This is a genomic window from Actinomadura rupiterrae (assembly GCF_024172125.1).
Lineage (GTDB): Bacteria > Actinomycetota > Actinomycetes > Streptosporangiales > Streptosporangiaceae > Spirillospora > Spirillospora rupiterrae.
Genome location: NZ_JAMZEA010000004.1, coordinates 439,232 through 463,577 on the forward strand (window position 1 = coordinate 439,232; position 24,346 = coordinate 463,577).

20 protein-coding genes are annotated in these 24,346 nt (G+C 70.3%); 11 read left to right on the forward strand and 9 right to left on the reverse strand.

Annotation, left to right across the window (positions count from 1 at the left end):
* Positions 1 to 29 precede the first annotated feature (29 nt).
* Positions 30 to 512 (forward strand): hypothetical protein, encoded by a 483-nt coding sequence (locus FHU30_RS15010; protein WP_253876223.1) that lies wholly within the window; start codon positions 30 to 32, stop codon positions 510 to 512.
* A gap of 30 nt (positions 513 to 542) precedes the next feature.
* Positions 543 to 1,175: a LysE family translocator gene (locus FHU30_RS15015; RefSeq protein WP_253876224.1), complete on the forward strand. Its 633-nt coding sequence runs from the start codon at positions 543 to 545 to the stop codon at positions 1,173 to 1,175.
* 171 nt (positions 1,176 to 1,346) lie between these two features.
* On the opposite strand, the gene purL is transcribed toward FHU30_RS15015, so the two are convergent.
* The 4 genes from purL to purS all read right to left on the reverse strand — a co-directional run bounded on the left by purL (position 1,347) and on the right by purS (position 7,125).
* Positions 1,347 to 3,536 (reverse strand): phosphoribosylformylglycinamidine synthase subunit PurL, encoded by a 2,190-nt coding sequence (gene purL, locus FHU30_RS15020; RefSeq protein ID WP_253876845.1) that lies wholly within the window; start codon positions 3,534 to 3,536, stop codon positions 1,347 to 1,349.
* Positions 3,537 to 4,729: 1,193 nt separating this feature from the next.
* Entirely contained in the window at positions 4,730 to 5,410 is a 681-nt protein-coding gene (gene purQ, locus FHU30_RS15025) for a phosphoribosylformylglycinamidine synthase subunit PurQ (protein ID WP_253876225.1), read from the reverse strand.
* Positions 5,411 to 5,945: 535 nt separating this feature from the next.
* A complete protein-coding gene (locus FHU30_RS15030; RefSeq protein WP_253876226.1) occupies positions 5,946 to 6,434 on the reverse strand; it encodes an ATP-binding protein in 489 nt (162 codons plus the stop codon).
* Between the two features lie 448 nt (positions 6,435 to 6,882).
* Positions 6,883 to 7,125, reverse strand: a complete 243-nt coding sequence (purS, locus tag FHU30_RS15035; RefSeq protein WP_253876227.1) for a phosphoribosylformylglycinamidine synthase subunit PurS — start codon at positions 7,123 to 7,125, stop codon at positions 6,883 to 6,885.
* Positions 7,126 to 7,227: 102 nt separating this feature from the next.
* Here purS and FHU30_RS15040 point away from each other — a divergent pair, with 102 nt between their 5' ends.
* Both FHU30_RS15040 and FHU30_RS15045 read left to right on the forward strand, forming a co-directional pair.
* Positions 7,228 to 8,841: a hypothetical protein gene (locus FHU30_RS15040; protein WP_253876228.1), complete on the forward strand. Its 1,614-nt coding sequence runs from the start codon at positions 7,228 to 7,230 to the stop codon at positions 8,839 to 8,841.
* Between the two features lie 381 nt (positions 8,842 to 9,222).
* Positions 9,223 to 11,313 (forward strand): hypothetical protein, encoded by a 2,091-nt coding sequence (locus FHU30_RS15045; RefSeq protein ID WP_253876230.1) that lies wholly within the window; start codon positions 9,223 to 9,225, stop codon positions 11,311 to 11,313.
* A gap of 3 nt (positions 11,314 to 11,316) precedes the next feature.
* Here FHU30_RS15045 and FHU30_RS15050 read toward each other — a convergent pair whose 3' ends face one another.
* From FHU30_RS15050 to FHU30_RS15060, 3 genes are all read right to left on the reverse strand, one after another.
* Positions 11,317 to 12,444 (reverse strand): hypothetical protein, encoded by a 1,128-nt coding sequence (locus tag FHU30_RS15050; protein WP_253876232.1) that lies wholly within the window; start codon positions 12,442 to 12,444, stop codon positions 11,317 to 11,319.
* Positions 12,445 to 12,514: 70 nt separating this feature from the next.
* Entirely contained in the window at positions 12,515 to 12,712 is a 198-nt protein-coding gene (locus tag FHU30_RS15055; protein ID WP_301323132.1) for a DUF397 domain-containing protein, read from the reverse strand.
* A gap of 16 nt (positions 12,713 to 12,728) precedes the next feature.
* Positions 12,729 to 13,610, reverse strand: a complete 882-nt coding sequence (locus FHU30_RS15060; protein WP_253876233.1) for a DUF5753 domain-containing protein — start codon at positions 13,608 to 13,610, stop codon at positions 12,729 to 12,731.
* Between the two features lie 155 nt (positions 13,611 to 13,765).
* On the opposite strand from FHU30_RS15060, the gene FHU30_RS15065 reads away from it, so the two are divergent.
* The 7 genes from FHU30_RS15065 to FHU30_RS15095 all read left to right on the forward strand — a co-directional run bounded on the left by FHU30_RS15065 (position 13,766) and on the right by FHU30_RS15095 (position 21,690).
* A complete protein-coding gene (locus tag FHU30_RS15065) occupies positions 13,766 to 14,569 on the forward strand; it encodes an ATP-binding protein (protein WP_253876234.1) in 804 nt (267 codons plus the stop codon).
* Positions 14,566 to 14,826, forward strand: coding sequence for a helix-turn-helix domain-containing protein (locus FHU30_RS47655; RefSeq protein WP_372503885.1), 261 nt, complete (start codon positions 14,566 to 14,568; stop codon positions 14,824 to 14,826). The genes FHU30_RS15065 and FHU30_RS47655 overlap by 4 nt, the downstream gene beginning before the upstream one ends.
* Positions 14,827 to 14,884: 58 nt before the next feature.
* Complete coding sequence (locus FHU30_RS15075; protein WP_253876235.1) at positions 14,885 to 16,402, forward strand: hypothetical protein; 1,518 nt, start codon at positions 14,885 to 14,887, stop codon at positions 16,400 to 16,402.
* Positions 16,403 to 17,021: 619 nt separating this feature from the next.
* Positions 17,022 to 18,158 carry a pyruvate dehydrogenase (acetyl-transferring) E1 component subunit alpha gene (pdhA, locus tag FHU30_RS15080; protein ID WP_253876237.1) on the forward strand — a complete coding sequence of 379 codons (1,137 nt, stop codon included), beginning with the start codon at positions 17,022 to 17,024 and terminating at the stop codon, positions 18,156 to 18,158.
* Positions 18,155 to 19,144, forward strand: coding sequence for an alpha-ketoacid dehydrogenase subunit beta (locus FHU30_RS15085; RefSeq protein ID WP_253876238.1), 990 nt, complete (start codon positions 18,155 to 18,157; stop codon positions 19,142 to 19,144). Before pdhA ends, FHU30_RS15085 begins: the two co-directional genes overlap by 4 nt.
* A 5-nt stretch (positions 19,145 to 19,149) precedes the next feature.
* Positions 19,150 to 20,856 (forward strand): dihydrolipoamide acetyltransferase family protein, encoded by a 1,707-nt coding sequence (locus FHU30_RS15090; protein WP_253876239.1) that lies wholly within the window; start codon positions 19,150 to 19,152, stop codon positions 20,854 to 20,856.
* Positions 20,857 to 21,009: 153 nt separating this feature from the next.
* Complete coding sequence (locus FHU30_RS15095) at positions 21,010 to 21,690, forward strand: alpha/beta fold hydrolase (protein ID WP_253876240.1); 681 nt, start codon at positions 21,010 to 21,012, stop codon at positions 21,688 to 21,690.
* A 22-nt stretch (positions 21,691 to 21,712) separates the two neighbouring features.
* Here the strand turns inward: FHU30_RS15095 and FHU30_RS15100 are convergent, their stop codons facing one another.
* Positions 21,713 to 21,955, reverse strand: a complete 243-nt coding sequence (locus tag FHU30_RS15100) for a DUF6458 family protein (RefSeq protein ID WP_253876241.1) — start codon at positions 21,953 to 21,955, stop codon at positions 21,713 to 21,715.
* Between the two features lie 279 nt (positions 21,956 to 22,234).
* A complete protein-coding gene (locus FHU30_RS15105; protein WP_253876242.1) occupies positions 22,235 to 24,070 on the reverse strand; it encodes an acyl-CoA dehydrogenase in 1,836 nt (611 codons plus the stop codon).
* Between the last annotated feature and the right edge of the window lie 276 nt (positions 24,071 to 24,346).

Consider the following 24,346-nt stretch of genomic DNA (forward strand, 5'->3'; position numbering starts at 1 on the left):
GCGCCGGGCAGGCCGTACCATTCGGGCGCATGATGGACGAGCGGATCGGGATCATTCCGCAGACGCGGCGCCGGGTGTGGATCGGGCTCGGGGTGTTCTCGGTGATCTGGGCGGCGCCCTGGGCGGCATTCGCGCTGCCGATGGCGCGGCGCGGGGACATGATGGCGCTCGGGCCGGTGACGATCTTCCTGGTGGTCTGGGTGCCGACCGTCGTCTACCTGGTCTCGCTCGTGCTCGGCACGACCGTGATCAAGGACGAGGGCCTGCGGCTGGACGGCATGTTCTCCCGCGGGTTCATCCCGTGGGACCGGGTCGCCGACATCCAGCCGGTCAACGCGGGACGCGGCAGCGGGTACTGGATCGTCCGGGTGCGGCTCAAGCAGGGCCGGTCCCGGAAGCTCCCCGGCCTCTATGCCGAAGGCAGGTCGTTCGGCGGGCCTCCGGCGCAGTTCGAGACGAACCTGAACGTCGTGAGGAACGCCTGGCGCCGCTCGAAGCTCAACCGCCCCTGACCAGCGACCCAGGCAATATGCTGGGCTTCCGTGACAATTTCCACTGCTTTGTGGTCCTTTGCTCTGGTCGCCGGGCTGATGACGCTCACCCCCGGCCTCGACACCGCGCTCATCCTCCGGACCGCGGCGCTCGGGCAGCGCCGCCGCGCCTGGGGCGTCGTCCTCGGGATCCAGGCGGGGACGCTCGTCTGGGGCGCGTTCGCGTCGCTCGGCATCACCGCCCTGCTCACCGCCTCGCACCTCGCCTACACGACGCTGCGCTGGGTCGGCGCCGCCTACCTGCTGTGGATGGGCGTCCGCATGATCTGGACGAGCCGCCGCCACCTGTCCGCCGAGGCCGCCGCGGACGCCGAACCCGAGCCCGACCGACTGCGGGACGGCCTGCGCCGCGGCGCGTTCACGAACCTCCTCAACCCGAAGGTCGGCGCCATGTACATGGCGCTGCTCCCGCAGTTCATCCCTGCGGACGTCCCGCACCTGCCGTTCGGGATGGCGCTGGCGAGCATCCACGTCGCGTTCGGCCTCGCCTGGTCGTCCGTCCTCGTCACCTTCGCGCACGCGCTGCGCTCGTGGCTCGCCAAGCCGTCCGCCCGCCGCCTCATGGACCGCGTCACCGGCACCGTCATAGCCGCCTTCGGCCTCCGCCTCGCCTTCGGCGACTGACCCCCAAGCGCGAAGGGGGCCCAGACCAACGGCCTGGGCCCCCCTCAACGCGACAACCGCATCCCGCACAGCGAGCGCGGCACGGTAGATCGCGAAGCGATGCAGCGCTCGCATGAGCAACCGGGCCGAGAGGCGAGCCGCTAGGCGAGCCTCTCGGAGCCGGGGCTCAAATCAGGACGCGTAGCTCGGCAGGGTTCGCTCGTGGGCTTCGCGGAGTTCGGCGAGGGAGATGGAGAAGACCTCCTGCTGGTCGCCGCCGGTGACGGTGAGGGAGTCGCCGCCCGCGACGCCGATCTGGCTGACCGGGACGCCGTACTGCTCGCACAGCGCGGCGACGCGGGACTCCGAGCCCGGGCGGATCGCGACGACCGCGCGCGCGACCGACTCGCTGAACAGCTGGACGAACGGGTCGCCGTGCAGCGTGATCCGCGCGCCGAGGCCGCCGCGGAGGCAGGACTCGACGAGCGCCTGGGACAGGCCGCCGTCCGACAGGTCGTGCGCGGCCGACAGCAGCCCCTCGCGGGCGGCGGTGACCAGCACGGACGCGAGGGCGGTCTCGGCGGCGAGGTCCACCTTCGGCGGCAGGCCGCCCATGTGGCCGTAGACGACGTGCGCCCACTCCGAGCCGCCGAACTCCTCGCGCGTCTCGCCGAGCAGCGCGAGCGTCGCGCCCTCGCTGACGAACGCCATGTTCACCCGGCGGCGGACGTCGTCGTGCACGCCGAGGACGCCGATGACCGGGGTCGGGTTGATCGCCTGGTCGCCCGTCTGGTTGTAGAACGAGACGTTGCCGCCGGTCACCGGGGTGCCGAGGTACTGGCAGGCGTCCGCGAGGCCCGTCACGGCCTGGGCGAACTGCCACATGACGCCCGGGTCCTCCGGGGAGCCGAAGTTCAGGCAGTTCGTCACGGCGAGTGGACGGGCGCCCGTCGCGGCGACGTTCCGGTACGCCTCGGACAGCGCGAGCTGCGCGCCCGCGTACGGGTCGAGCCGCGTGTAGCGCCCGTTGCCGTCCAGCGAGAGCGCGATGCCCAGCCCGGACGCGTCGTCGATGCGGACGACGCCCGCGTCCTCCGGCATCGCGAGGACGGTGTTGCCCAGCACGTACCGGTCGTACTGCGAGGTGACCCAGGTCTTGCTGGCCAGGTTCGGGGACCCGGCGAGCCACAGCACCGTCCGGCGGATCTCGTCGCCGCTGGACGGCCTGGTCAGCCGTCCCGGCGTGTCGGACTGGATCGCGGCGAGGTCGGCGGGCGGCGCGATCGGCCGCTCGTAGACCGGGCCCTCGTCGGCGGCGGTGCCCGGCGGGATGTCGACGATCTTCTCGCCGCGCCAGGTCATGGTGAGCCGGCCGGTGTCGGTGACCACGCCGATGACGGTCGCGGGGATCTCGTACTTGCCGCAGATCGCCAGGAAGTCGTCCACCTTGGCGGGCTCGACGACCGCCATCATGCGCTCCTGCGACTCCGACATGAGGATCTCTTCGGGGCGCAGCGTCTGGTCGCGCAGCGGGACGGCGTCGAGGTCCACGTCCATGCCGCCGGTGCCGGCGGCGGCGAGCTCGGTCGTCGCGCAGGACACGCCCGCCGCGCCGAGGTCCTGGATGCCGACGACCAGGTCCGCCCGGAACAGCTCCAGGCAGCACTCGATCAGCAGCTTCTCCATGAACGGGTCGCCGACCTGCACCGAGGGCCGCTTGGCCTGGGACGCGTCGTCGAAGTTCGCCGAGGCGAGCACGGACGCGCCGCCGATGCCGTCCGGGCCGGTCATGGCGCCGAACAGGATCACCTGGTTGCCGGGGCCGGGGGCGGTGGCGAGCTTGATGTCCTCGTGCTTCATCACGCCCACGCACAGCGCGTTGACCAGCGGGTTCGCGGCGTAGCAGGCGTCGAAGACGGTCTCGCCGCCGATGTTCGGCAGGCCGAGCGAGTTGCCGTAGCCGCCGATGCCCGCGACCACGCCGGGCAGGACGCGGTGGGTGTCGGGGGCGTCCGCCGGGCCGAACCGCAGCGCGTCCATGACGGCGACGGGACGCGCGCCCATCGACATGATGTCGCGGACGATGCCGCCGACGCCGGTCGCGGCGCCCTGGTACGGCTCGACGTAGGACGGGTGGTTGTGCGACTCGACCTTGAAGGTCACCGCCCAGCCCTGGCCGACGTCCACGACACCGGCGTTCTCGCCCATGCCGACCAGCAGCGCGTCGGTCTGCGGGGCCTTGTCGCCGAACTGGCGCAGGTGCACCTTGGACGACTTGTAGGAGCAGTGCTCCGACCACATCACCGAGTAGATCGCCAGCTCGGCGGAGGTCGGGCGGCGGCCCAGGATGTCCCGGACGCGCCGGTACTCGTCCTCGGCCATGCCGAGCTCGGCCCACGGCTGCGGCTTGTCGGGCGTCCGCGCGGCGATCTCGACCGTGTCGGTGCCCTGGTCGGGGACGGGGGTCGGCCGGCTGTCGCGCTGGCCGGGCTGCCCAGGCTGACCGGCCTGGCCGGGCTGCTGCTGGGCGTTCGACATCGCGACGAGCGCGGCGGTCGCGTCCTGGCCCGCGGCATTCGGGTCGTCCGAAACGGCAGGCTGCGGCCCGGTGTTGGAGCCGACAGCAGGCTGCGGGCCCGTGCTGGAACCGACGGTCGGCTGCGGACCGGTGTTCACGGCGGGCTGAGGCCCGGTGTTGGAACCGACGGCAGGCTGAGGCCCAGTGTTCGAACCGACAGCGGGCTGAGGACCCGTGTTCGAGCCGACCGCTGGCTGCGGGCCGGTGTTGGATGCGGCGACGACCTGCGGACCGGAGCCGTAGGACGGCTGCGGGCCCGAACCGAAACCGCCGTCGAGCGGCGACTCGGCATGCGGGACGGGCGGCTGCGGCGCGGGGTTCGAGCCGAGCGGCGCCTGGGAGCCGAGGTCCTGGCCGAGGGCCTGCGGGCCGGAGTCGAAGGCGGAGCCGAACGTCGGCTGCGCGGCAGGAGCGCCCTCGCCGGCGTTGGCGGCGGACGCGGCGAACAGCGCGGCGGCCTGCGGGTCCGGGAAGATCACGGCCTGCGGGTCCGAGCCGGGCACCGGGGACGCGCCGGGAACCGGAGCGGCCTGCGAACCGGAACCGCCGTGCGGGACGCCGAGCGGGCCGGAACCCGAACCGAGCGGCCCGGACGCGGACGGGGACGCAGCGGCGGCGGCGCGCGGGCCGGAGGCGCTGTGCCCGGCGGCGGCCTGCTGCGCGGCGGCGGCCTGGTCGTCCAGACCGGGGACGGGCACGTCGGCGGCCTCGTCGCGCATGGCGCGGACGAGGTCGGGGTCAGGCGTGGTGGGGGGAGGCGGCAGCGGCGTGTCGTCGGACGCCTCGTCCGCGGCCGCGCCCTCCTCGCCCGGGACGCCCGGGATCGGGCCGGTCGAGGGCGCGGCGTCGGCCTCGTCCACGACCGCCGCGAACGCCTGCGTCACCGAGGGGTCGACGGGCTGCAGCTCGGGGTCGTCGGAGTCGTCCTTGAGGTCGGCGAACCACTCGTAGGTCGCCTCCTCGTGGGCCGCGCCGGACTTGTCGGGGCGCTGCTCGCTCATGCGTTGACCAGTCTCTTGACGATCGAGGTGAAGAAGCCGAGCCCGTCGGCGGACGGCCCGGTCAGGGACTCCACGGCGTGCTCGGGGTGCGGCATGAGGCCGACCACGTTCCCGGCCTCGTTGGTGATGCCCGCGATGTCGTTCTGCGAGCCGTTCGGGTTCACGTCGAGGTAGCGCGCCACGATCCGGCCGGAGGTCTCCAGCTCGTCGATCGTGTCGGCGTCGGCGACGTACCGCCCGTCCGCGTTCTTGATCGGGATCACCAGCTCCTGCCCGGACCGGTACTCGCCCGTCCAGGCGGTGGAGGTGTTGTCCAGGCGGAGCCGCTGGTCGCGGCAGACGAAGTGCAGCCCGGCGTTGGGCAGCAGGGCGCCCGGCAGCAGGTGCGACTCGCACAGCACCTGGAAGCCGTTGCAGATTCCGAGCACGGGCAGGCCGTCCCTGGCGGCCGCGATCACCTCGGTCATGATCGGCGCGAACCGGGCGATGGCGCCCGCGCGCAGGTAGTCGCCGTAGGAGAAACCTCCGGGCAGCACCACCGCGTCGACCCCCTGCAGGTCGTGCTCGGCGTGCCACAGCGAGACCGGTTCGGCCCCCGCGAGCCGTACGGCGCGTGCCGCGTCACGGTCGTCGAGAGAACCTGGGAAGGTGATGACCCCAACCCGGGCAGCGTCCATCTCTTGTCATTCCTCCGAAATGAGGGCGGCCGGGACGGGCTGGTCCAGCCCTGAGCTGCAGCTCTGCGCCGCCGATCACTCCCGCGCGCGCGTCACAATCCCCCCGCGCGTGTCCCAATCTACCCGGCGTCACGCGTTGAGCCCTACCGGCGCCGCGCATCCCCCCGCCCGACACTGCGCACAAGCCCCTACCCCTCACCCAGCGCGACCACCTACCCTCCGCCGCGTCCGCGCCCGGCCGCGCCCGGCCGCTGACCGGCACCGCGCCCCGCGCTGCTCGTGCCGTTGAGCGACGCCACGCCTTTGCGCTGAGACCGACGCCGCCGCGCGTCCGCGTCGGCGGGACGGGCGGGGGCTAGGGCCTGTTTCGAAGTGGCCTCGGCCACGCGCGCGAACGCGTGACCAACCCGGGTGCCGCGACGCCGAAGGCGAGCGGCACCCGGGTTGATCGCGAAGCGATGCCGCGTTCGCCCCGGCACGGTCACGGAGCGAGCCGCTAGGCGAGCGCAGTGGGCCGTGACTGCGTAAACACCGCCTAGCCGGCGCTGCGGGCCAGGGGGTGTTCCAGGCGGCGGATCAGGGACTCGTCGCGCCAGGTCAGGCGCTTGTGCATCTGGACGACCGTCCCGCGGTCGGGGGCGGTCTCGATGGTGAGGTCGTCGAGGAGGGCGCGCATGATGCGCAGTCCGCGGCCGGACTCGCGCAAAGCGCCGGGGTCGAACGATCCCGACGCGTCGAGCGGGAGGCCGTCCCCTGACGGCTCGGGGGTGTGCCGGGGCCCGTGCCCGTGCCCCCAGTCGGTGACCTGCAGCAGGCAGACGCCGTCGTCGACGTGCCCGACGACCTCGTAGTCGCTGCAGTTGCGGGCGTGCTGGACGACGTTGGTGCAGGCCTCGGAGGTCGCGACGAGGATGTCGGAGACGCAGTCCTCGGCGACGCCGAGCCCGCGCAGCGCGTCCCCCACGACCCGTCTGACCACGGGGATGCTCAGGGCCTCTCGGGGCAAGGCGAGGGAGAACTTCATGTCCACCGTGCACCTCGGTCCGTCCCCCGGGCCGCGTCACGCCGTGCGCGGACTCGGCCCGGAGCGCGCTCGCTGGCAACGTCTCAACTCATGTAAGGCTTCCCCGCCCCAAAGCGCCGTAATCGCCAGGGTGTCAGGTCTTTACGTGAACTGCGTGTGAGACGAAGAAAAAGTCTGATCGACTGACCGGGGGCGCGGGTTTTGTGGAACGCACCACATCCGCCGCCCGGACCCCGTCCACCGTGACCGAGCGCTCAAAAAACGCCCGGGACGGCCAGCAGAACGGAAGCCGGGCCCTGTTCGGACGAACGCGCGTTCCGCCGGGCCGTCCGCACCGCTGATCCCGGGTCAGATGCCGCTGACAGATCAGGTCAAGCGGCGAGAACCAGGCCGCACCCCGCCGAACGCGTACCTTTCCACACAAGAAAGGCAACATCCGGAGGACGCGTCAGAGCGCGTGGACCTCGAAGGTCTCGATGACCGGGTTCGCCAGCAGCGTCTCGGCGATCTTGCGGGCCCGCTCCAGCGCGGCCTCGTCGGCCGGACCGTCCAGTTCCAGCTCGAAACGCTTGCCCTGGCGGACGGCCGGCACGCCCTCGAAGCCCAGCTGCGGAAGCTTGCGGGCGATGGCCTGGCCCTGCGGGTCCAGGATTTCCGGCTTGAGCATGACGTCGACGACGACGCGAGCCACGGCCGCCCCCCTCATTGATCTGCGCCTACCTACGAAAGTGAAGCGTACGGCACCATGGCAGGGCACATGCCGCAAGACCCGCCACCGTCCCCCGGAGCGCCCATGGACTTCGATGAGCTTTCCGCCCCCGAGCGCAGGCTGTGGGAGGCCTTCCCGCGCGGCGAGGCCGTGGACCTGACCGGCGGCGATCCCACGGTCAGCGACCAGATCGCGCACTGGGGTCCGGACCGGACCGTCCGCGCGGAGGTCCTGGTGGCGCTGCTGCTCGGCGCGGTCGAGCAGTCGCCGGGGCAGGTGCCGGGCGTCCGGCTGACCGGCGCGCGGATCACCGGGTCGCTGAACCTCGGGCACGCGCAGGTCTCCGTCCCGCTCGCGCTGACCGGCTGCGTGTTCGACGAGGCGCCGCACCTGTACTGGGCGCAGATGAACAGCGTCCACCTGATGCGCTGCCGCCTGCCGGGCCTGGTCGCGTCCGGGACGCGGATCGACGGGCACCTGTGGCTGGAGGGCAGCCGCGTCCACGGCGGGCTGTGGCTGGACGGCGCGCACATCAGCGGCATCCTCAACATGTCCGGGGTGTACCTGACCAACCCGCAGGGCGACGCGCTGCTCGCCGACCGGATGCTCGTGGACGCGAACGTCTACTGCGACCGCGGGTTCACCGCGCAGGGCGAGGTCCGCCTGCCGGGCGCCCGCGTCGGCGGCCAGCTGATCTTCCGCGAGGCCCGGCTGCACAACCCGGGCGGCGTCGCGCTCTACGCGTCCCGGCTGGACGTCGCGGCGAACGTGTTCTGCGACGGCGGCTTCCAGGCGCAGGGCGAGCTCCGCATGCGCGGCGCGCGCGTCGGCGGCTACCTGTCGTTCGTCGGCGCCGAGCTGTCCCACCCGTCCGGGACGGCCCTGAACGCCGACGACCTCGGCGTCGAGACCGACGTCTACTGCTCGGACGGCTTCTCCTCGGACGGCACGGTCTCGTTCGCGGGCGCCCGCATCACCGGCCAGCTGAGCCTGCGCGGCGCGCGCCTCGGCGTCGCCGAGGGGACGGCCCTCAACGTCCAGCGCCTCCAGGCCGAGGAGGTCCTGCTCCGCCCGACCGAGCCCATCCGCGGCGCCGTCGACCTCTCCTACGCCAAGATCAGCCTCTTCCGCGACGACCCGCGAACATGGCCCGAGCGCCTCCAGCTGGACGGCTTCCAGTACGACAACCTCGACCCCGCGCTGAACGCCCGCCAGCGCCTCGACTGGCTGCACCGCGACACCGACGGCTACGCCCCGCAGCCCTACGAGCGCCTCGCCACCGCCTACCGCTCCCTCGGCCTCGACGCCGACGGGCGCAACGTGCTGCTCGCCAAGTCCCGCGACCGCCGCGCGTCCCAGGGCCCGGCGCGCAAGGCAATCGGCTGGATGCAGGAGATCCTGGTCGGCTACGGCTACCTCCCGTTCCGCGCCGCGTCCTGGCTGATCGCCCTGATCGTCTTCGGCTCGGTCTACTTCCACTTCCGCACCCCGACGCGCCTCGACACCGGCCAGAACCCCCACTTCAACTCGTTCTGGTACACGATCGACCTCATACTGCCGATCGGGAACATCGGCCTGACCGGCCAGTACGCCCCCAAGGGCATCGACCAGTGGATCGCCTACACGATCTCCATGCTCGGCCTCGTCCTCGGCTTCACCGCCGCCGCCGGCATCACCCGCGCCCTCTCCCGCGAGTAACGAAGGCGCATCACGCGTCGAAATCGTCCCGCTGTGCCTGACCGACGCCGTTGACGCACCTGACGCTCTGCGCTATCTGTGCCGTACGCGCGCAGAGAGGGACGGCACCGGATGGTCGCGACCAAGATCGACGTAGCCGCTGTGCAGTCCGAGTTACGCGCCGTGTCCGGGCTGATGGGCGCGGTCTGCCGGGCGCTGTCCCCCCAGGTCTGGCAAGGGGGCGGCGCCGCGGCCTTCACCACCGACCTCGCCGGACACCTCCGCTCCCTCGACCGGATGATGTCCCGCCTCCTGGACCAGGTCGCCGCGCACAACCAGATCCCCCTGGTGACCGCCCCGCCCCCGATGCCCCGAGTCGTCCCCGCATCCGGCTCCCCCGGCATGGCCTCGGCCTCCCCGACCGGCATGCAGCGCCTGGAAGCAGCCCTGAACCGCGCCGCCGACGGCCTCCCCGCCTGCGCCTCCCGCTTACGCCGCCTCTTCCTCACCTGCCCGGACGACCCGGACGTCGGCCAGTGCGCGCGCACCGCCGCGTGGTGCAAAACCGAAGCCGAACGCATGCGCACCCGCATCCACTACGCCCTGGCCGAGAACCGAGCGAACCCGGCCCTCCTCCTACAGGGCCCTTTGGTCCCCATCCCTGAACGCTTCGGCCCCCGCGAGATGGCCGACCTGGGCCGCATGCAGGCCCTCGCCTTCAGCGCCGCCCCGGGCACGTCCGGCCCGTCCCCCCTCCTGACCGACATCGCCCGCAGCCTCCGCGACCACGCCGACGACCCGGACTACCTGGCCGCCTTCTTCTCCCGCGTCCCGCCGGGCTCCATCGGCAAACTCCCCTACACCCTCTACAAACACCACGAGGGCACCCCGCTCACCGTCCAAGACAAAGCACTGATCAGCGACATGGGAACCGCCCTGGCCGCCCTCTCCCGCCGCCAGCGCCAACCGGTCGACAACGCCCTGGGCCCCATCGGCTCCGACATGCCCGGCCAGGGCCTCCTCGTCCGCCTCAGCGCCCCCAACGTCCGCTGGAGCTCATCCATCCTCCTGGATCTGGCCCGAGCCTCCCTCCGCTGGCGCCAGACCCACCCGTCCTACGAGATCCATCAGTCCAGCGGCGTGCTCTCCGGGGAGCCGCATAGCGAAGTGGTCAACCAGCCGGACCATCCGTGGTGGCAGGACTGGGGGCTGACGAATCTCGTGGGGCAGCCGCGCGCCAAGGCGTTGCGCGAGTACGACCCGGCGCTGAACGTGCTCGGACGCATCGCCGCCCAACACGACCTCGCCGCCGCGCGCGAACTTGCGGCGACCCGCCTGGAGAAGGCGTTCACCATCGCCGACGCCGACAAGGCCAGGCCGCTCACCTGGCTGACCCGCGCCATGGGCGGCACCTACATGGCGCTGCTCATCTCGCCGGACTGGCCAGAAGGCGGAACGACCGCCGGCTCGGTCATCCGTCTCGCCACGACACCCGAAAGAGGTCACGAAGGACAGGCCGCCCGCAATGCCGCCGATGCGATGAAGGCGGTCGCGTGGTGGAACCAGAGCGGGCGCGAGAAGCTGAGCGCGTATCTCAGGAGCGGCAATCCGCCCGACTGGTGGCCGTTCGGCGACATCCTGCCGGACCAGAGCAAAGCCCCGGGCTGGGTGCCGCACAGCAAGCATTACGCGGCCGAACTAGGTCCGGGTCTGCGTGCCGGACTGCTCGATATCGCCCGTATGCACCTAGCCACCCTGGCCGATGCGAACAAGACCTCGCGCGGAACCGATCTGCCCGACACCGATCCCGTCACGGGCCGCACCTACATCAACCTGTCCGGGGACACGATCCAGGCCTTCCTCCGGACGCTCGCGGCCGATGACAAGACCTATGCCCAACTGGCTTTCGCGGCGCAGCAGTACCGCCAGCACCTCCTGGCCTGGGGGCTGCGCAACGGGGTGCTTGGCGACGCCGAGACGCGCTCCGGCTACCTCGAAGGCAACCTCATCAGTGGATACATCGCCGAGCGCACCAATAATGAAAAGCTGACCCAGCAGCAATACCAGGACGCCGCGAAGCACCTGAGCATTCTTCGCGACGTCATCGTCGCCTACTTGGCCACCACCAAGTTCGACGAGATTCCAGGCGCCGTGGACGGGACCAACGCGCTCACGAACTTCGGCCTGACCCGGGTGGACGATGCCGACTTCGACAAACGAGTCGAAGCCATCAAGGCGAAGGTCTCCACCTATTCAGACCAGCTCTACATCGACCTCGCACGCGCCTACTATCTCGCCCACGACAAGCACACGGGCAACGGCGAGATCGATGCTCTGCTTCGCCGGTCCTCCCTCGACGAGGCCTCTGCGTCGCGAGTGATCCGATGGGCGCTGAACCTGCGCCTCGGCCGCACGGGCGGGCAGTTCGTCACCGGCCGGGAACTCGTCGAGGCGATACAGAACCCCGCCGATCACAATGCTCCGCAAAACTAGGCTTCACCTGAGCGGCGTCCCCGAAAGCCCCTCGGGCAGCCTGAAACGATAGATCCTTCGACAATCAATATCGGATGCAACGAACGTACCATCCGCAAGTCGAACAATCCCGCCCGGATTGCCGCCAGCGACGTAATTCATCGACCCGTCGAAGCGTCCACACGACGTGTAGCCGCCGAGCTTGAGGCTTTCCAATGCGCCATCAGGCCGAACCAGGACGGGCCGCGCCTGCATGAACTCGGGGGCCTTTATACCGCCGAGCAGCAGCAGCGTCCCGTCTCCGATGTCGGTCACCGCCGTCCAAGGAGGCAGACTCCAGACCGACTTCGGGAAAGCGACAGCCGAGGTCACGCCGTCGTCGCTGACCCGGATCAGCCCCCGCCGCCCGAGGACGACCAACCCATGCAAACCGTCGGCGGTCACGGCAGTCGGGCCGAAGTCGGCGCCGCCTGACGCCTTGGTCAAGGCGTCAGCGAACCCCTTGGGCGCCCAAGCCTGCAGCGTTCCCTCGGCCGGGACGAGGAACAGTTCACCGCGCCGGTTCGCCACCACAGCCCGGCCATCGTTGAGGACCGTGAAGACCGACCCCTGCCAGTAGCGCGCCAGCCGGTCCGCCTCGTCCGCGCTGGTCGTCCCGCCTGAGACATCACGAACGCGAATGCCGTCCCGGGCGCCGGCCTGCCATTTGAGGTAGGTGCGGGCCTGCCCCGTCTCGGTGTTCACTCGGTCCAGACGGAGTCCATCGTGCGACGACATGGGCCACAGGTCGCCGCCATGGAAGGCGAGCTGATCCGCCTGAGCGGGGACGACCCGGGTGACGAGGCGCCCGTCAGGCCCGATGCCACCGACCAAGGCATCGTCCGGGCGGCCACTGAGCAGGTTGAAGTAGACGATGTGCTTGGCCGCGTCGTAGGCGAGGCCGCCGTTCGACGGAAGTCGCACATCCACGGCGTAAGCACCGCTTCGGGCACCGGCCGCGTCCGGATCGCCACCGATGACGACGACCTGACCGGGACGCGTCGGCCGCGGAGTCGGCTCGTGTCCCAGCTCGGACTTCTTGTGCCCGCCACCGCACGCGGCGAGGAGAGATGCAGCGACGGTCGTGGCGGCGATGGACCGGAGGCACCTCACGCGCCCATCCTGGCACCGAACCCCGCCCCGCGCAGCCCCACCACGAGCCTGCGCGGGCCCGGCCAACAGGTCACCTCACCGATGCCTTCACCCCGGCCAGCAGCGCCGCCAAGCCGGACGCCTCCAACGGCAGGCGCGAGCCGTCCGGATCCTTCGAGTCACGCACCGCGAACCCATCCCCAGGTGGGAGCGCCGCGAGCTCGACACAGTTCATTCCTTCGCCGGACCAGGAGCTGCGACGCCAGCAAATCTCCGCATTCAGGTACATGCACCCTGAATACCTCTCACTGGGGACCTTGCGCCAGGGTCGCGATCAGCCGCAGGGACTCGTCCAGGCCGAGGGCCGCGGTCGCGAGCTGATTGAAGGCGAGCGAGTAGCGAAAGACCTCATCCTCGTCCTCGACGTAGGCGACACCGGAGAGGTTGTCGTAGTAGGCGACGTCAGGGACGGCCGAGTCGGCGAAGTCCAGGATCGAGAACTCGCCGCTGAGCCCGGGATGCGCTCCCCCGGCGAAAGGCAGCACCTGGATCATCACATTGGGCAGCTCAGCCACCGACAGGAGGTGCTCGTACTGCTCCCACATCAGCTCCGGACCACCGACGACTCTCCGCAACGCCGCCTCGTCCACGATGGTCCAGAGCCGGAGCGGCTCGGGCCGCCTGTCAGTAAGCACCCTCCTACGCTCCCGCCTCACGTCCACTCTCCGGTCCATCTCCGCCCTGGAGGCGAACTGCATGAGGCCGACCCGAATGACCTCGCGCGCATAGTCGTCCGTCTGGAGCAGCCCGTTGAGCACCAGGCCATCGAACGAGCGCAGCGTTCTCGCTTCGGCCTCAAGCTCAATGGCGGCGAGCGCCTCGCCCTTGAGGGTGTCGGCATAGGCGTCCCACCAGCCGCGTTGGCGGGCGGACGCGCCGAGGGAACGCAGCGCCGCTCGCCTGTCTTCTGGGACTTCGTAGAGTTCCAGAAGTTCTTCCAGGTCCGGCGCTCGCACCCGGCGAGCACATGTCTCGATGCGAGACAGCTTCGCAGGCGACCACTGCCCGCCGTCCTTACGGGCGCGCAGCGCGGCCACGGCCTCTTCCAGCGTCAGCGTCGAGCGCTCACGCAGTCGGCGCAGCTCGCCGGCCAGCTTCCGCATCCGAATCGTCGGGCGATCGGTCATGCGCTCAGTGTGCAGGGCTCCTGACAGTCCGTGCGGGGACTCGCCGGAATTCGGTGTAGCAAATTTGCCGTTTCACTTGCCCTGGACCAGAGGATGACCACACGATGCAAGCGTCACGACACGCTCCGTGCACGGACGACACTGGAGGAGATGTCATGTGGGCTCAGGAGCAGAATGCGGAACTTCGGGATGCGCGGGACGTCGTGGTCGGCGGTGGGTGCGCCGCTTGGGCGTTGCCGGTGGACGGGACTTGTGCTCGCGAGGCGCGGCGGCGGGTGCGTGAGGTCATGGGGGCGCTCGGGTTCGGCTCCGAGGTTGTCGGGGACGTGTGCACTGCCGTGTCCGAGATCGGGACGAACGTGTTCGTGCACGCCTACGGCGGCAGGGCGCCGAGCGTGACGTCCCCTGTCGGGCTTCCTGAACTGCGGATACACCTTCGCAACCGGCGGTCCGAGCTCGTCATCAAGATCTTCGACACCGCGGCCTGGCGCGGGCCGTGTCCGGGACGGCCACCGCAGGCGGCACCGGACGACGAGGGCGGGCGGGGGGGGCTGGAGATCGTGGCCGCACTGTCCCGCGAACTCAACGGCGCGTGGGGCGTGCAGCGTTCGCGGGCCCGACTCGGCAGCGTCGCGAGCCCTGGCAAAGCGGTCTACTTCACCGTGCCGCTCGCCGGCGAGTACACCCGCGGCCGGCCGGTGCCGCAGGTGCCGGGGTGCCACGCGGCCGTGCGGTTGCTGGAGGACGAGTTGGTCGCGCGCGGGATCGGGCCGGTGTATCGGTGCGAGGGCTGGGGCATGGCCGTCCTGTCCGTCCGGCCTGAGATCACGTTGTGGGCGCGGACCAGCGGGCTGCTTCTCACCGCGCCGGACACCGGGACCGTCCGGTACCCGTACGACGACATCACCGAACTGGCCGAGGTCGTCGTCCAGTGCAACGAGGATCTCGACGCGCGGTGACCCGCGATGGAGACTCCGAGCTGCTCACCAGTACCGAGGTCGCCGCGATGTTTCGGGTCGCGCGCTCCACAGTGAGCGGGTGGGCGGCGCGCGGTCTGCTCCCCTACGCCCGGACGCCGTCGGGCACCTCCGTTTCCGGCGTGCGGACGTCGAAGCCTTCCTTCGGACACGGCTCCGCTGATTCGCGGTCCAGGAGCACTTCGAAAGGCGGATCTTCCTGTGCGAAACCTTGCCGGACGCAATTGAGTGACCGATAGCGTACTCAGAGTGAGGTCTTTCAATATCGCGGGGCCGTGTCGTCAAGGTCGGCATTACATGCTCCCGCCGGAGCCGCGCCTCCTCCAAGCCCGGGAGTTGATCGAGGAGGGGTTGTACTTCAGCGTGTACGCGCCCCGGCAGACAGGCAAGACCACGACGCTGGCGTCTCTGGCCCGGGCCCTCAACTCCGAGGGACGATACGTTGCGACCCATTTCTCCTGCGAGGACGCACAGGTCACGGGCGACGACTACGCCGCCGCAGAAGAGGCGGTGCTGACCGCGATCCGCGAGTCCTGCGCGGCGTTCGACATCCCGCCGGACTGCGCACCGCCGACGCCCTGGCCTGAATCGTTTCCGGGTACGCGTCTCTGTGGTGCCTTGGCCGCGTGGGCACTCAGATCGCCACGTCCTCTCGTCCTGTTCTTCGACGAGTTCGACGCCCTGAGCGGGAAGGGCTTGGTCAGCGTCCTCAGCCAGCTTCGCAGCGGATACACGACCCATCCCGAGGCATTTCCTCATTCGGTGGCGCTCTGCGGGCTGCGCGACGTCCGCGAGTACAAGATGGCCTCGGGCGACGGCTCCAGTCCGTTCAACATCAAAGCCGAGTCACTTCGGCTCGGCGATTTCACCTTTGGCGAGGTCGCGGAGCTGTACGGCCAGCACACCGAGGACACCGGGCAGAAGTTCGAGCCTCACGCCGTCCAGCGCGCCTACGAAGCCAGCCAGGGGCAGCCATGGCTCGTGAACGCCCTGGCACGGCATGTCACCCGTGAGATGCGAGTCCCCGTGAGTGAGTCGATCACCGACGCCCATATCGAGGAGGCCGTCGAGCGCCTCATCCTTGAACGGGCGACCCATCTCGACTCGCTGGTCGAGCGGCTCGGGGAGCTTCGCGTGCAGCGCGTCATCGAGCCGATCCTGGCCGGGACGTTCCCGCCGGTGGACCAGAGCTACAACGATGACCTCTCGTTCGTCCGCGATCTGGGGCTGGTCTCCCAGAACCTGCCGATTCAGATCGCCAATCCGATCTACCAGGAGGTCATCGTCCGGGTCCTCTCGCAGGGAGTGGAAGCCTCGATCGACGCGGATCCGCGCACTTTCCTGCTCCCGGACGGGCGGCTCGACATTCCACGCCTCATCACCGAGTTCGTGGCCTTCTGGAAGGCCAACGGCGAGATCCTGGACAAGCGCGAGACGTATCACGAGTTCGCCTGCCAGCTCGTTTTCATGGCCTACCTCCAGCGCGTGGTGAACGGCGGGGGATTCATCGACCGCGAGTACGCCGTGGGCCGCGACCGGGTGGACATCGCCGTCCGCAAGCCTCACCTGGACGAGCACGGGCGTCGGGTCGTCCAGCTTTCGGCGTTCGAGCTGAAGGTGCGCACCGACAAGTCCGGTGATCAGGTCGCGAAGGGCTTGGACCAGCTTGACGGTTACCTCGATGATCTCGGTCTCGATACCGGCACGCTCATCGTCTTCGATCGCCGGACTAACGCCCCGGCGATCGCCGACCGGACCGTGATCGACGCTGCAACGACTCCGTCCGGACGCCCCGTCACGCTCGTCCACGCCTGACGCCTAGGAAGACGCCGAGGCCTGGTCGGGCGCAAAGGGCCGGTGGGGGCAGAGGGCCGGTGGGGGCGGAGGGCCGGTGGGGGCAGAGGGCCGGTGGGGGCAGAGGGCCGGTGGGGGCGGAGGGCGGTAAGGCGCGGAGGCGGAGGCGTTGCAGCTGGGTTCCCAATGGGGCTCGCGTGGTCGGCGTGCTTCAAGGGGGCTTGCGTGGTTGGCGGCTGCTTGCGGGCCTTGCGTGGTTGGGGGCGGGGGATGGTGGGGGGCTCTTGCGGTGCCGGTGGGCGGGTGCGCTTTCGGTGGGTTGTCGGCTGGAGGGCGATGTGGCCCCGGCGGGTTTGGTGGGGTCGGCTGCGGGGGTGGGGGTGGGGTTTTGATCTTTGGTTTGGGGGGTGGTGGGGGGCGCTAGAGCCTTTGTGTAGGGGGCTGTGACGTGGGAGGGCAGGATGGCGGGGGGCTGGGCGGGGTAGGGAACCTCGTAAGCAGGGTCTTGCGTTCATGGGTGTGATGTCTGCCACGATGGCATGAGCGGCATTCGTCCCCTTTTACCCGGGGGAAGAAGGCCACTGAGGTCGGTCGGTTCGCGGCGATCCCGAGGACCGGCCCCGAACGAGGAGTGTCATCAATGACGATCGACTCCGTGCGCGGCGCGCCGGGCAGCGGCGAGCTCGCCGACTCCGAACTCGTGCAGCTGCTCACCCCGGAGGGTGAGCGCGTCGACCATCCCGACTACCCGCTGGAGCTCACCGCCGAGCAGGTGCGGGGACTGTACCGCGACCTGGTCACGGTCCGGCGGATCGACCTGGAGGCCGTGGCGCTCACCCGGCAGGGCGAGCTGGGCATCTGGGCGTCGCTGCTGGGCCAGGAGGCCGCGCAGATCGGCTCCGGCAGGGCGCTGACCGGCAACGACATGGTGTTTCCCACGTACCGGGAGCATGGCGTCGCCTATTGCCGCAATGTGGAGCCGCTGAGTCTGCTGGGACTGTTCCGCGGCGTCAACCACAGCGGCTGGGACCCGAAGGAGCACGGGTTCCACCTGTACACGATCGTGATCGGGTCGCAGACGCTGCATGCGACCGGGTACGCGATGGGGGTCCAGCGGGACGGCGTTCTCGGGTCCGACAAGGCCGGCGCGACCATCGCCTACTTCGGCGACGGCGCGACGTCCCAGGGCGATGTGAACGAGTCGTTCGTGTTCGCCAGCGTGTTCAACGCGCCGATCGTGTTCTTCTGCCAGAACAACCAGTGGGCGATCTCCGAGCCGCTGGAGAAGCAGTCCCGGATCCCGCTGTACAAGCGGGCGCAGGGCTTCGGGTTCCCGGGCGTCCGGGTGGACGGCAACGACGTGTTCGCCTGCCTCGCGGTGACGCGGAAGGCGCTTGAGCACGCGCGGGACGGGCAGGGCCCGACGCTGATCGAGGCCTACACCTACCGGATGGGCGCCCACACCACGACGGACGACCCGACGCGCTACCGGCTGAAGGCCGAAGAGGAGGCCTGGAAGCTCAAGGACCCGATCGAGCGGGTCAAGGCGTACCTGGTCAAGCAGGGCGACGCGGACCAGGCGTTCTTCGACGAGGTCGAGGCCGAGGCCAAGAAGATGGCGACGGAGCTGCGGAGGGCGTGCCTCGCGCTGCCCGACCCGGACCCGATGGCGATCTTCGAGCACGTGTACGCCGAGCCGCACCCCCTGATGACCGAGGAGCAGGAGCAGTTCGCCGCCTACCTGGCGTCGTTCGAGGATGAGGGGGCGGGTCGATGAGCGGCGACACCATCACCCTGGCCAAGGGCATCAACGAGGGCCTGCGCAAGGCCATGGAGAACGACCCCAAGGTCGTCGTCATGGGCGAGGACGTGGGCAAGCTCGGCGGCGTGTTCCGCGTGACGGACGGCCTGCAGAAGGACTTCGGCGAGGAGCGGGTGATCGACACGCCGCTCGCCGAGTCCGGCATCGTCGGCACTGCGATCGGGCTGGCGCTGCGCGGCTACCGGCCCGTGGTGGAGATCCAGTTCGACGGGTTCGTGTTCCCCGCGGCGGACCAGATCATCACGCAGCTGGCGAAGATGCACATGCGGTCGCTCGGCGCGACGCAGGTGCCGGTGGTCATCCGGATCCCGTGCGGCGGCGGCATCGGCGCGGTGGAGCACCACTCGGAGTCGCCCGAGGTGTACTTCACGCACACCGCCGGGCTGCGCGTGGTGGCCTGCTCGAACCCGTCGGACGCGTTCACGATGATCCAGCAGGCGATCACCTCCCCCGACCCGGTGATCTTCTTCGAGCCGAAGCGGCGGTACTGGGAGAAGGCGGCGGTGGACCTGGAGTCCGCCGCCTCGTCCTGGACGCCGCTGAACAGCGCGCGCGTCGTCGCGCCGGGCGAGCACGTGACCGTCCTCGCCTGGGGCCCTTCGGTGAAGACCTGCCTGGAGGCGGCCTCGGCGGCGGCCGAGGAGGGACGCTCCCTGGAGGTGATCGACCTGCGCTCGCTGAACCCCCTGGACATCGACACGATCACCGCCTCGGTGAACCGGACGGGGCGCTGCGTGGTCGTCCACGAGGCCCCGGTGTTCAGCGGTTTCGGCGCGGAGCTGGCCGCGCGGATCACCGAGCGGTGCTTCTACCGGCTGGAGGCGCCGGTGCTGCGCGTCGGCGGGCCGTCCACCCCGTACCCGCCGTCCCGGCTGGAGGACCACTACCTGCCCGACCTCGACCGCGTCCTCGACGCCGTCGACCGGACCTTCGCGTGGTGACGCCGATGACCGAGCGCAAGCAGTTCAAGCTGCCCGACGTGGGCGAGGGCCTCACCGAGGCCGAGATCGTCAAGTGGCACGTCCAGGTCGGCGACCAGGTCGAGGTCAACCAGACGATCGTCGAGATCGAGACCGCCAAGGCGGTCGTGGAGCTTCCGTGCCCGTTCGAGGGGACGGTCGGCGAGCTGATGGTGGAGGAGGGCGCGACGGTCGACGTCGGCGTCCCGATCATCGCGGTCGATGTCGCCGCCGAAGGCGGCGCTGCCGGGCCTGCCGGGGCCGGGGCCAACGGGGCCGCTGGGGCCTCGGGCGGCGCTTCCTCCGGGGGCGCTCACTCCGCCGGCGCCTCCTCGGCGGGCACTTCCTCTGGGGGCGCTTCCTCGGGGGGTGCCTCATCGGGGGGCGCTTCGTCGCAGGGATCCCCTCACGGGGGCCCCACCCCCACCCCCTCCACCAGTTCCGCGAGCGCCGCTGCCGGGGCGCTTGCCTCCGCTGGTGTGGACGGAGGCGCTGAGGGCGCGGTGCCGCAGCCGGACGAGCCCGGCGTCGTCCAGCCCGAGCAGCCCAAGCGGCAGCCCGTCCTCGTCGGGTACGGGGTCAAGCCCGGCGCCACCAAGCGCCGTCCGCGCAAGCAGCCCTCGCCGCCACCTCCTTCCGTCACTCAGCAGGCTCCCTCGGTGAGCCCGCAGCCGTCACAACCGTCCCAGCCGTCCAGTCCGCAACCCGTCCAGGCCAACGTAAGCGGCGCGGGCACGGCGGCGCGAAGTTACCCACAGGTTGTGGATAACGGGTTGCCGCTGGCCAAGCCACCCGTCCGCAAGATGGCCAAGGACCTCGGCGTGGACCTGTCCACGATCACCGGAACGGGTCCTCGCGGATCCATCACCCGCGAGGACGTCCAGCAGGCCCTCGACGGCGCCGCGGCAGCACCGGCGCCGCAGAAGGCCGCAGCCCCAGAAGGCGAGCGCGAGGAACGGATTCCGGTCCGCGGCGTCCGGAAGGCCACCGCGAACGCGATGGTCGGATCGGCGTTCACCGCGCCGCACGTCACCACGTTCCTGCAGGTCGACGTGACCCGGACGGTCGAGACCGTGGCCAGGCTACGCACGCTCCCCGAGTTCGCCGAGTTCAGGGTCTCACCGCTGCTTCTGGTCGCGAAGGCACTGCTCACGGCTGTCGCGCGCTACCCGATGCTGAACTCGTCCTGGGCGGACGCCCCGACGGGCCAGAACGGCAACAGCGGCGGCAACAGCGGCACCGGCAGCGGCGCGGAGATCGTCGTCAAGCACTACGTGAACCTGGGGATCGCGGCGGCCACCGAGCGCGGACTGATCGTCCCGAACGTGAAGGACGCGCACACGCTGTCCCTGCCCGAACTGGCGCAGGCGTTCGCGGACCTGACCGCCACGGCGCGCGCCGGGAAGGCCAGCCCGGCCGACCTGACCGGCGGGACGATCAGCATCACCAACGTGGGCGTGTTCGGTGTGGACGCCGGAACGCCGATCATCACCCCCGGCGAGGCCGCGATCCTGTGCTTCGGCCAGATCCGCGACATGCCGTGGGTGCACGAGGGCGAGCTGACCGTCCGCAAGGTGACCACGCTGGCGCTCTCGTTCGACCACCGCATCATCGACGGCGAGCTCGGCTCCAAGGTCCTCCGCGACATCGGCGCGATGCTGGAGGACCCGGTCCACTTCCTCGCCTGGTCCTGACCGCGCAAGGGTGAGGGGGCCACCGGCCGCCCGGCCGCCCCGGCCTCCTCACCCGCCACCGCCTCCAACCGCCTCGGCCCTCACCCGAAACGGCCCCGCCACGGCCAGAGCAGTGGCCGGAATCCAAGTGATCAAGGAGTCGTTGACGCCGGAATGACGACCTTCGTTCTCGTTCCCGGCGGCTGGCGCGGCGGCTGGTACTTCTCCGAGGCGGCCGAGCGGCTCCGCGCCGCCGGGCACCGGGCGCTGACCGTAACGCCCACCGCCCTCGGCGACCGCGCGCATCTGAACTCCGCGTCCGTCAATCTGGACACCCACATCGACGACGTCCTCGCGCTCCTCGCCGCCGAGCAGCTCAGCGACGTCGTCCTCGTCGGGCACAGCTACGCCGGTCTGGTCATCACCGGCGCCGCCGACCGCGCGCCCTCCGGCGCCGTCCGCCGCCTGGTCTATTGCGACGCGTACGTCCCCGAGGACGGCCAGTCCTGCTGGGACCTGACGAGCGACAGGTACCGCAGCCTGTTCCTGGAGGGCGCCGCAGCGGACGGGTACTCGGTGCAACCTCCGTCCTCGGACGATCCGCGCGTGACCGCGCATCCGCTCGCGTCGTTCCTCCAGCGGATCCGTCTGGACGCGGACGGCCTGCGCAACGTCAAGGTCCGGGACTACGTGTACCTGTCCGGATGGGACGGCACGCCGTTCACAACCGTCCGCAACCGGCTGGCCGGCGACCCGGCCTGGCGCGTCCACGACCTGGACAGCGGCCACGACGTGTGGAGGGACGCGCCGGACGAGTTCCTGGAGATCCTTCTCCAGGGCGACCAAGGCGAATGAGGCGAATGACGCGACGGGACGGTCAGGGCGGCGGCTGGTGGTCGCCTTTGTAGAGGTGGTCGCTGTCGGACGGGTCGCGCCGGCGCGGTTGCTGCTGCATGCGGGTCATCATCAGGAGCTGGAGGGCGAAGGTGACGCCGCCGACGATGATGAGGATCACGCCGACGATGTGGATGTCGACCGGGTCGCGCATCGCGTTCGGCTGGATCGCGAACTTGAGGATGAGCCCGAGGGTGATGGTGAAGACGCTGACGCCGAGACCCATGGGGTGACCTCCGCCGCACGATCTGCTGCCGTGTTCCTTTGGTTTCCGTACCCGGAGGTCATCACACGTACTCGGAACGGTAAATGGACACATACCCGGCAACGACACTCCCCCACGCACCTGAACGGCTCCCGCACCCCGAAAAAGGCCCACACACGCACGACGGCCCCCGCCTTTGAGGGCGGGGGCCGTCGTCACCTGTTCCGCGGGAGGCGGAGCGGGCTCGTAGCTGTCCCGAGCGGGTCCAGAGCGGCCGGGAACGGGGCTGGGGCGGACGGGTTAGAAGGCCGCTTCGGCGAGGTCCATCGCGTCGAGGTTGGTGGCCTCGGTGGCGACGCGGTCGGCGGCGATGCGCGGCAGGACGTTCTGGGCGAAGAACTGCGCGGCGGCGACCTTGCCGGTGTAGAAGGACGTGTCGGCCTCGGACAGGCCCTCGCCGTCGAGCTTGGCGAGCGCGACCTCGGCCTGGCGGAGCAGCAGCCAGGAGATGACGACGTCGCCCGCGGCGAGCAGGAAGCGGGACGAGTTCAGGCCGATCTTGTAGAGCTCCTTCGGGTTCTCCATGGAGGAGAGCGCCCACCCGATCATCGGGTTGAGGATGCCCTGCAGGTCGTCCAGCGCCTTGAGCAGCGCGGCGCGCTCGGCCTTGAGGCGGCCGTTGCCGGCGTCGGACTCGGCGAACGCCTTGATCTCGCCGGCCAGCACCTTCAGCGTCTCGCCCTGGTCGCGCAGGATCTTGCGGAAGAAGAAGTCCTGGCCCTGGATTGCGGTGGTGCCCTCGTAGAGGGTGTCGATCTTGGAGTCCCGGATGTACTGCTCGATCGGGTACTCCTGCAGGAAGCCCGACCCGCCGAGGGTCTGCAGGGACTCCGAGCCGAGCAGCGCGTAGGCGCGCTCGGAGCCGAAGCCCTTGACGATCGGCAGCAGCAGGTCGTTGAGCTTCTCGGCGAGCTCGTCCCGCTCGCCGTTGTGCTCGGCGACCTGGACGGCGTCCTGGTAGGACGCGGTCAGCAGGACCAGGGCGCGCATGCCCTCGGCGTACGCCTTCTGCGTGAGCAGCGAGCGGCGGACGTCGGGGTGGTGGGTGATCGTGACGCGCGGCGCGGTCTTGTCGGTCATCTGGGTGAGGTCGGCGCCCTGCACGCGCTCCTTGGCGTACTCCAGCGCGTTCAGGTAGCCGGTGGACAGCGTCGCGATGGCCTTGGTGCCGACCATCATGCGGGCGTTCTCGATGACCAGGAACATCTGCTTGATGCCGGCGTGCACGTCGCCGACCAGGGTGCCGACGGCGGGGTGCTTCTCGCCGAAGGTGAGCTCGCAGGTCGTGGAGACCTTCAGGCCCATCTTCTTCTCGACGTTGGTGACGTAGGCGCCGTTGCGCTCGCCGAGCTCGCCGGTCTCCAGGTCCACGTGGTACTTCGGCACGAGGAACATCGACAGGCCCTTGGTGCCGGGGCCCGCGCCCTCGGGGCGCGCCAGCACCAGGTGGAAGATGTTCTCGGCCATGTCGTGCTCGGCCGAGGTGATGAAGCGCTTGACGCCCTCGATGTGCCAGGTGCCGTCGGGCTGCTGGATGGCCTTGGCGCGGCCGGCGCCGACGTCGGAGCCGGCGTCCGGCTCGGTCAGCACCATCGTGGCGCCCCAGCCGCGCTCGATGGCCAGCTCGGCGAACTTCTTCTGCTCGTCCGTGCCGATGGTCCAGAGGAGCTTGGCGAAGGACGGGCCGCAGCCGAACATGTGGACGGCGGGGTTGGCGCCGAGCACCATCTCGGCGACCGACCAGCAGACCGTGCGGGGGGCGTTGGTGCCGCCGAGCGCCTCGGGCAGCTCAAGGCGCCACCACTCGGCGTCCATCCAGGTCTTGTAGGACTTCTTGAACGACTCGGGCATGGTGACCGTGCTGGTCGCCGGGTCGAACACCGGCGGGTTGCGGTCGGCGTCGGTGAAGGACTCCGCGAGCGGGCCCTCGGCGAGGCGGTTGACCTCGTCCAGGATGCTGCGGACGGTGTCCTCGTCCAGCTCGGCGTACGGGCCGCTGCCGAGCAGGTCCTGGCGGTTGAACACCTCGAAGAGGTTGAACTCCAGGTCCCGGAGGTTGCTCTTGTAGTGCCCCATCACGAACACTCCGTGGGTTTCGGCGGCGGCTGGGTGGGCCCCGCATTACGTACTGGTCAGTAACTCGACATCATGCTACCCGCTGGTAACCAGGTGCAACCCGCCTCCGGTGGGCGTTTTCTCCCGACTCGCGGGGTGAAGTGACTCACCTCACAACAGCCGGCGGCCGGTCCGCTACTCATCCGCACCACAAAGCGCGCCGCGTCCCTGTGCAGGCTGCCGGACGGCCCGCCGCCCCGCACGCACAACGCCGCAACCTCTCCTTTGCAACCCCTT

Coding starts and splice junctions, on each gene's coding strand:
- FHU30_RS15010 (WP_253876223.1), top strand. CDS start 30: ATGATGGACGAGCGGATCGGGATCATTCCGCAGACGCGGCGCCGGGTG.
- purL (WP_253876845.1), bottom strand. CDS start 3,536: ATGGCCGAGGACGAGTACCGGCGCGTCCGGGACATCCTGGGCCGCCGC.
- purQ (WP_253876225.1), bottom strand. CDS start 5,410: ATGGACGCTGCCCGGGTTGGGGTCATCACCTTCCCAGGTTCTCTCGAC.
- FHU30_RS15030 (WP_253876226.1), bottom strand. CDS start 6,434: ATGAAGTTCTCCCTCGCCTTGCCCCGAGAGGCCCTGAGCATCCCCGTG.
- FHU30_RS15040 (WP_253876228.1), top strand. CDS start 7,228: ATGGACTTCGATGAGCTTTCCGCCCCCGAGCGCAGGCTGTGGGAGGCC.
- FHU30_RS15045 (WP_253876230.1), top strand. CDS start 9,223: ATGGCCTCGGCCTCCCCGACCGGCATGCAGCGCCTGGAAGCAGCCCTG.
- FHU30_RS15055 (WP_301323132.1), bottom strand. CDS start 12,712: ATGTACCTGAATGCGGAGATTTGCTGGCGTCGCAGCTCCTGGTCCGGC.
- FHU30_RS15060 (WP_253876233.1), bottom strand. CDS start 13,610: ATGACCGATCGCCCGACGATTCGGATGCGGAAGCTGGCCGGCGAGCTG.
- FHU30_RS15065 (WP_253876234.1), top strand. CDS start 13,766: ATGTGGGCTCAGGAGCAGAATGCGGAACTTCGGGATGCGCGGGACGTC.
- FHU30_RS15075 (WP_253876235.1), top strand. CDS start 14,885: ATGCTCCCGCCGGAGCCGCGCCTCCTCCAAGCCCGGGAGTTGATCGAG.
- pdhA (WP_253876237.1), top strand. CDS start 17,022: ATGACGATCGACTCCGTGCGCGGCGCGCCGGGCAGCGGCGAGCTCGCC.
- FHU30_RS15085 (WP_253876238.1), top strand. CDS start 18,155: ATGAGCGGCGACACCATCACCCTGGCCAAGGGCATCAACGAGGGCCTG.
- FHU30_RS15090 (WP_253876239.1), top strand. CDS start 19,150: ATGACCGAGCGCAAGCAGTTCAAGCTGCCCGACGTGGGCGAGGGCCTC.
- FHU30_RS15095 (WP_253876240.1), top strand. CDS start 21,010: ATGACGACCTTCGTTCTCGTTCCCGGCGGCTGGCGCGGCGGCTGGTAC.
- FHU30_RS15100 (WP_253876241.1), bottom strand. CDS start 21,955: ATGGGTCTCGGCGTCAGCGTCTTCACCATCACCCTCGGGCTCATCCTC.
- FHU30_RS15105 (WP_253876242.1), bottom strand. CDS start 24,070: ATGGGGCACTACAAGAGCAACCTCCGGGACCTGGAGTTCAACCTCTTC.